At 47.1% G+C, this 6,124-nt stretch carries 7 protein-coding genes; 1 reads left to right on the top strand and 6 read right to left on the bottom strand.

The window, feature by feature from the left end:
* The first annotated feature begins 214 nt into the window (after positions 1-214).
* Positions 215-946 carry a DDE-type integrase/transposase/recombinase gene (locus QOS03_RS05545; protein WP_283575638.1) on the top strand — a complete coding sequence of 244 codons (732 nt, stop codon included), beginning with the start codon at positions 215-217 and terminating at the stop codon, positions 944-946.
* 151 nt (positions 947-1,097) lie between these two features.
* Here QOS03_RS05545 and phoU read toward each other — a convergent pair whose 3' ends face one another.
* The 6 genes from phoU to QOS03_RS05515 are packed head-to-tail and all read right to left on the bottom strand — an operon-like array spanning position 1,098 to position 6,105.
* On the bottom strand, positions 1,098-1,784 hold the full coding sequence (gene phoU, locus QOS03_RS05540) for a phosphate signaling complex protein PhoU (RefSeq protein ID WP_283575637.1): 687 nt from the start codon (positions 1,782-1,784) through the stop codon (positions 1,098-1,100).
* Between the two features lie 12 nt (positions 1,785-1,796).
* Positions 1,797-2,549 (bottom strand): phosphate ABC transporter ATP-binding protein PstB, encoded by a 753-nt coding sequence (gene pstB, locus QOS03_RS05535; protein WP_283575636.1) that lies wholly within the window; start codon positions 2,547-2,549, stop codon positions 1,797-1,799.
* A 9-nt stretch (positions 2,550-2,558) separates the two neighbouring features.
* Positions 2,559-3,359 (bottom strand): phosphate ABC transporter ATP-binding protein PstB, encoded by an 801-nt coding sequence (pstB, locus tag QOS03_RS05530; RefSeq protein ID WP_283575635.1) that lies wholly within the window; start codon positions 3,357-3,359, stop codon positions 2,559-2,561.
* A 17-nt stretch (positions 3,360-3,376) separates the two neighbouring features.
* Entirely contained in the window at positions 3,377-4,267 is an 891-nt protein-coding gene (gene pstA / locus QOS03_RS05525) for a phosphate ABC transporter permease PstA (protein WP_283575634.1), read from the bottom strand.
* The gene (pstC, locus tag QOS03_RS05520) at positions 4,260-5,183 is read right to left on the bottom strand and encodes a phosphate ABC transporter permease subunit PstC (protein WP_283575633.1); all 924 of its coding nucleotides are present in this window, start codon (positions 5,181-5,183) and stop codon (positions 4,260-4,262) included. Before pstC ends, pstA begins: the two co-directional genes overlap by 8 nt.
* A 43-nt stretch (positions 5,184-5,226) precedes the next feature.
* The gene (locus tag QOS03_RS05515) at positions 5,227-6,105 is read right to left on the bottom strand and encodes a phosphate ABC transporter substrate-binding protein (protein ID WP_283575632.1); all 879 of its coding nucleotides are present in this window, start codon (positions 6,103-6,105) and stop codon (positions 5,227-5,229) included.
* Positions 6,106-6,124 lie beyond the last annotated feature (19 nt).

The raw sequence follows: 6,124 nt of genomic DNA, 5'->3' as shown, positions 1-6,124 counted from the left end.
TCTAGCCAATTTTAAATGCCCTCCAAATATAAGATGAATTTTCTATTTCATCTGTATACTTAGAGGGCATTATAGCCGTGTTATTTCCTTAAGGGGGTTTTTGCATTTCAAGTTATTCGACAATGAATAGACTAGAGTTGCTTTATGGCTATCAAAAGACAGCTAACACAAAGAGAAATTGAGAACCAAGCAATTTTGGAAGCAATCTATCAGATTGAAAAACGCCATCAGAACTGTGCTGGTCATAAAAAAAGTAACCACGATTTTAAACAATGAGAATGGGAAAAATCAAGAAATTCCAGAATACACCTTTTCGTTTGCTTTTCGTATCAATATTAAGCGTGTGCGTCGAATCATGCGGAAGCACGGCATTAAAGCCAATGTCCGTCAGAAAAAACGCAACCGCAAGCAGGAACAACAACAGTATCAAGAGGATAACTTATTGGAACGGAAATTTATTCAGGTAGCGCCGAATCTGGTGTGGGTGTCCGATACGACAGAACTAACCTACGGTCGCAATAACAAGGTTTGTTTACACGTAGTTTTGGACTTATACGGTCGTTATGTGCTCAGTTATCATATTTCGCCAACTGAGACAGCAGAAGCCGCAATTGAAGCCTTTAAACGCGCCGCTAAGCAGGCTGGGACCTTCGCACCAATGATTCATCGTGGCGCTGCCTATACCTCAAATGACTTCAATAACTATTTAACCAGCAACAATAGTAAGCACAGTCTCTCTGCGCCCGGCACTCCGGCTGATAACGCAGTGATTGAGCACTATTGGGGCGATTTTAAGTACATCTGGATGGCGCATCATCCACATCCGCAAACTTTGGCAGAACTGAAAGATTTGGTTAAACAGGGTGTTGAATACTTCAACACAGTCGAGATTTCCAGCAAACGAAACAACCTCACCGCGGAGGACTTCCGCAATGAGGCCGTATAGACTAATTTTTTATTTTTTTAAGTGTTACATTGACAGGGTACAGTACCAAGTCCAATGCCATAAAATCGCGGCCAGCAAAAAAAGACCATCTTCAAATAGCTGAAGATGGCCTTTTTTGTTCGTGGTTTGATGAAAAATAGGGAAGGGTGGGTTATTTTTTGATCAGATCAGGATCGTTTTTGCCGGGATTTAATTCAACGATCTTGCCAGTCTGAGCATAAACAATCCATTCGGCAATATTGACGATATGGTCGCCAACACGTTCCAGTTGCCGGCTGATGATCAAGTAGACGTCAGAAGCTTTTAGCTGCTGCTTGTCTTTAACCTGCTGATTTAAAACCAGTTGCCGCAGCTGCAGGTAGAGCCGGTCAACCTTAATGTCTTCGCTGGCAACGGCATAGGCAGCGTCACTGTCATCGTTGACGTAGGCTTCGTCAACCTTATCCAGCATCTGACGCACTTGGTAGGTTAATTGCTGAATCAGTTTTTCGGCGGCAGTGAAGGTTGGCTTGTCAGACATGCGCAATGTTTGGCAGGCAATGTGGATCGCGGCGTCGCCAATTCGTTCCATATCAGAACTGGCTTTGAGAATTGACATGGTTTCACGAAAATCATAGGCCATGGGATTTTTGCGAATCAAGACGTCAAAAACGTTCTTTTCCAATTCGATTTCTGCTTCATTGACCTGCTGATCTTTAGAAATTACCTGTTTGGCCAGAATCATATTGTGTTCCAAAAAAGATTTGGTTGCTTGATGAATCTGTGAGCTGACCAGTGTCCCCATGGCAACGAACTGCTTTTTTACCTTTAAGATTTCTGCTAGATTTTGATCTCCCATTATAAACTCCTTTTAGCCGAAGCGCCCATTCAAGTAGTCATCAGTCAGCTGGTTGTCTGGCTTTTCAAACATCTGCTTGGTTAAGTTGAATTCAATCAAAGAACCATTGAGCATAAATGCCGTGTAGTCAGAAATACGGGCAGCCTGCTGCATGTTGTGCGTTACAATGACGATCGTGTATTCATCCTTTAGCTTCATCAGCGTTTCCTCAATCAAGCCGCTGGAAATCGGGTCCAAGGCACTGGTTGGCTCGTCCAGCAAGATGATTTTAGGTTTGACGGCCAGCGTGCGGGCAATACAGAGTCGCTGCTGCTGACCACCGGAAAGACCCAGACCGCTTTTTTTCAGATCGTCTTTGACTTCATCCCATAAGGCAGCCTGTTTGAGACTTTCTTCAACGATCTGATCCAGCTGTGTTTTGTCTCTGATACCGCCGATCCGTGGTCCATAGGCAACATTGTCATAGATAGAAAGCGGGAAGGGAACGGGTTGTTGGAAAACCATGCCAATCTGCCGCCGCAGCTCAACCATGTCTTCTTTTGGATCATAAATGTCTTGATCGTTAAACAGGATCTGACCTTCAACTGTGGCGTTGTCGTCAAGGTGCATGCGATTGAAGCATTTTAACAGGGTTGACTTGCCACAGCCTGATGGGCCGATCAAAGCCGTGATCTTGTCTTGTTCAATCTCCATGTTGATGCCGTGCAGTGCTTCTTTAGTGCCATATTTGAGCACCACGTTTTTACATTTAAGAATTTTTTCCATGATGCCCTCCTAGCCGAAGTTACCGGATACGTAGTCGTTGGTGGCCTTGATCTTTGGATTGCTGAAGATGTCTTTGGTAGAGTTGAATTCCAGGACATGTCCTAAGTAGAAGAAGGCACAGTAGTCTGAACAGCGAGCGGCCTGCTGCATGTTGTGCGTCACAATGATAATCGTGTGGTCTTTTTTCAGAGCCTGCATCGTTTCTTCCAGCTTAGAAGTTGAGATGGGGTCCAAGGCACTGGCCGGCTCATCCATCAAGATAATTTTAGGATTCATCGCCAGTGAACGGGCAATGCAGAGACGTTGCTGCTGACCACCAGAAAGGGAAAGCGCGCTGCGGTCAAGCGAGTCTTTGACCTCATCCCAGAGGGCCACGCTCTTTAAGGATTCTTCGACCATTTGATCTAGTTTTTGTTGGTCTTTGATGCCATAGAGCTTAGGGGCGAAGGTGATGTTTTCGCGAATCGACTTGGCAAACGGGTTTGGATGTTGGAAAACCATGCTGATCTCACGCCGAGTTTCGTAGACGTTAACCTGTGGGGAGTTCAGATTGATTCCCCGATACAGGATCTCGCCATCGATGCGGCCTAGCTCATCATTCATTCGGTTCAGACAGCGCAGATAAGTAGACTTCCCAGAACCGGATGGACCAATCAAAGCCGTGATCTTGTTTTCGGCAAAGTCCATACTGACCTGGTGAAGTGAAGGCGTTGTCTGCTTGCCGTAGTATACGCTGACGTTTTTGGTCTGCATTGCCAGTGGTTCCTTGACGGGCAGCGTGTAGGTATCATCAAAAGAATATTCAGCCATCTGTTTTCACCTCTAGTTTATTTACGAGCCGACATCTTTTTGTAAATATGGTTGCCTAAGAAGCGAGCTCCCAGGTTGAACAATAAGATGACGATGATCAGTACGGCCGAAGCCCCACTGGAAATTGCATGGGCATTAGAAACCAGTCCTTCAGTATTCAGCTTCCAGATGTGAACGGCCAGTGTTTCGGCAGGACGGGTTGGGTTTAAGAAGCTGGTAGCCGAAAATGGGTTCCAATTACCGTAGTCAACGCTTGGCGCGCTTTGTCCGGAAGTGTAGATCAAAGCAGCGGCCTCACCAAAGACGCGGCCGGCCCCCAGAATCACCCCGGTTAAAATCCCAGGCAAGGCTTCCGGCAGCATGATCTTGGTCATCATCTTCCAGCGGGAAAGTCCTAATGAAAGACCGGCTTGCCGCTGCAGTGGCGAGACATCATTTAAGGCATTCTCACAGTTCCGTGTTAAAAGCGGCAGGTTGAAAAATGTTAAGGCAATGGCACCTGAAATGACGGAAAAGCCCAGGTGCAGCTTAATTACGAAGAACAGATAACCGAACAGGCCAACGACTACGCTAGGCAGCGAGCTTAAAATTTCAATCGCAGTTTTAAAGACTTCCGTAACGCCATTTTTAGGGGCGTATTCGGCTAAGAAAATACCGGCCCCAATTGAAAGCGGCGTGGAGATCAAAAGCGTTAAGATCAACAGATACAGTGAATTAAACAGCTGATCGCGAATCCCGCCGCCTTCACCAACGCTTTGGGCAGCTGAGCTCAAAAACTGCCAGCTGATGTGTGGCAGACCGCTTAAGATGATATAGCCCAGCAGACCAAACAGAATCAAGACCACCAGACCGACTAAGACATAAATGATGCCCATTGCCAGCTGATTGGCTTTTTTGGCATTAAGCATTGCGTGAAACCCCTTTCTTGTTGACCAGCTTTACCAGCAGGTTGAAGGCCAAAGACATCAGCATCAAGACCAGCGCCAAAGACCAGAGCGCGTCGTTTGGCAAGGTTCCCATCACGGTGTTGCCGATGCCGACCGTTAAAGTACTGGTCAAAGTTGAGGCGGGTGAGATCAGGTTTTGTGGCATCAAAGGCGCGTTCCCGATCACCATTTGAACGGCCAGCGCCTCACCAAACGCACGGGCCATCCCAAAGATTACGGCGGTCAGAATGTCGGGAATGGCGGAGCGTAAGATAACCTTGTAGATGGTTTGCCAAAGCGTGGCCCCCAGTGCGATTGAAGCCTCACGATAGTTTTTAGGCACGTTTTTAAGACTGTCGATTGACATGGAAGTGATCGTTGGCAGCACCATAACGAACAGCACCGTAACGGCTGCTAAAATCCCACTCCCAGTACCACCGAAAAGATGGCGGATAAAGGGAACGACGACGACTAAGCCGACGAACCCGTAAACGACGGATGGGATCCCGACTAAAAGCTCGATGACTGACTGCATGAATGAAGCAGCCTTTTTAGGGGCTAATTCAGTCATAAAGATGGCAACGGCCAAAGCGAGCGGGGTTGCGACCAGCGTAGCCAGAATCGTAACGGCAAATGAGGTAAAGATCATTGGCCAAGCGCCGACTTCTGGCTTGCCGTGCGCGTCAGTAACGGTTGGATCCCACGTCGTACCGGTCAGGAAGTCCTTGAGGCTGACGCCATCTTTAATAAACATGTTCAAGCCTCGAGCGGCGATGAAGTAAATAATTGAAATGACCAGCAGTCCAATTACCGTAATGCAGAAATAGCTAACCAATTTGCCCCAATGGTCCTGCCTGGTTTGGAAACTGCTTTGCATCAGTTGATCTTGTTCATTCATCTTGCTTCCTCCGGTTTCTCTCCTTTATTGATTGATGCAATGATTATTTCTTGGTAACCTGACCGTCAGCGTTCTTGTTGACTTTCATATCATGAATACTGATGTAGCCAAGATTCTTAACGTCTTTGCCCTGGACTTCTTTAGAGTTCATGTAGTTCAGGAATTTTTTGGTTTGACCCTTGGCAGCGCCCTTAGTGTACATGTGTTCATAGGACCAGATCTTCCAAGAGTTGTTTTCAACGTTCTTGTCAGTTGGGGCAACGTTGTCAACCTTCAAAGCCTTGATCTTGTCAGACTTTGTGTATGAGAAGGCCAGGTAGCTGACGGCACCAGGCGTGTTGGCAACCAGCTTTTGTACCGTACCGTTGGAATCTTGTTCTTGTGACTTCATGGCCGTCTTGCCTTTCAGCACTGCGGCTTCAAACGTTGCCCGCGTACCAGAACCCTTGGCACGATTGATAACGGTGATCTTTTCGTTTGGTCCGCCGACTTGTTTCCAGTTAGTGATCTTGCCAGTGAAGATCTTTTGCAGCTGGCTCATTGACAGATTGTTAACCTTCAAGCTTTTGTTAACGACTGGGGCCATCCCAACAACGGCGACCTTGTGATCCTGCAGCTTTTTGGCATCAATGCCGCTTTGCTGTTCAGCGAAAATGTCAGAGTTACCAATTGAAACGGCACCAGATTGAACCTGGCTCAAACCGGTACCGGAGCCACCACCCTGGACGTCAATGTTGACGCCAGAGTTTTTGCTCATGTAGCTGTGAGCCGCCGTTTCGGCAAGTGGCTGCAGAGCCGTTGAGCCGACAATCGTAATCTTGTTACTGTCAGTTGCAGCGTGGACCGTACCAGCCGTGCCGCCAAACAGGCTAAAGCCTAAAGTAGCGACGGCAGCTAAAGAGATAAGTGACTTCTTGTTCATGTTATTTGCTTCCTTTCTC

It is taken from the genome of Limosilactobacillus pulli, assembly GCF_947381555.1.
Classification (GTDB): Bacteria; Bacillota; Bacilli; order Lactobacillales; family Lactobacillaceae; genus Limosilactobacillus; species Limosilactobacillus pulli.
Note: the sequence above shows the minus strand (reverse complement) of the source record. Positions and strands in the feature narration are given on the sequence as shown.

Coding starts and splice junctions, on each gene's coding strand:
- pstA (WP_283575634.1), bottom strand. CDS start 4,267: ATGCTTAATGCCAAAAAAGCCAATCAGCTGGCAATGGGCATCATTTAT.
- phoU (WP_283575637.1), bottom strand. CDS start 1,784: ATGGGAGATCAAAATCTAGCAGAAATCTTAAAGGTAAAAAAGCAGTTC.
- pstB (WP_283575635.1), bottom strand. CDS start 3,359: ATGGCTGAATATTCTTTTGATGATACCTACACGCTGCCCGTCAAGGAA.
- QOS03_RS05515 (WP_283575632.1), bottom strand. CDS start 6,105: ATGAACAAGAAGTCACTTATCTCTTTAGCTGCCGTCGCTACTTTAGGC.
- pstB (WP_283575636.1), bottom strand. CDS start 2,549: ATGGAAAAAATTCTTAAATGTAAAAACGTGGTGCTCAAATATGGCACT.
- pstC (WP_283575633.1), bottom strand. CDS start 5,183: ATGAATGAACAAGATCAACTGATGCAAAGCAGTTTCCAAACCAGGCAG.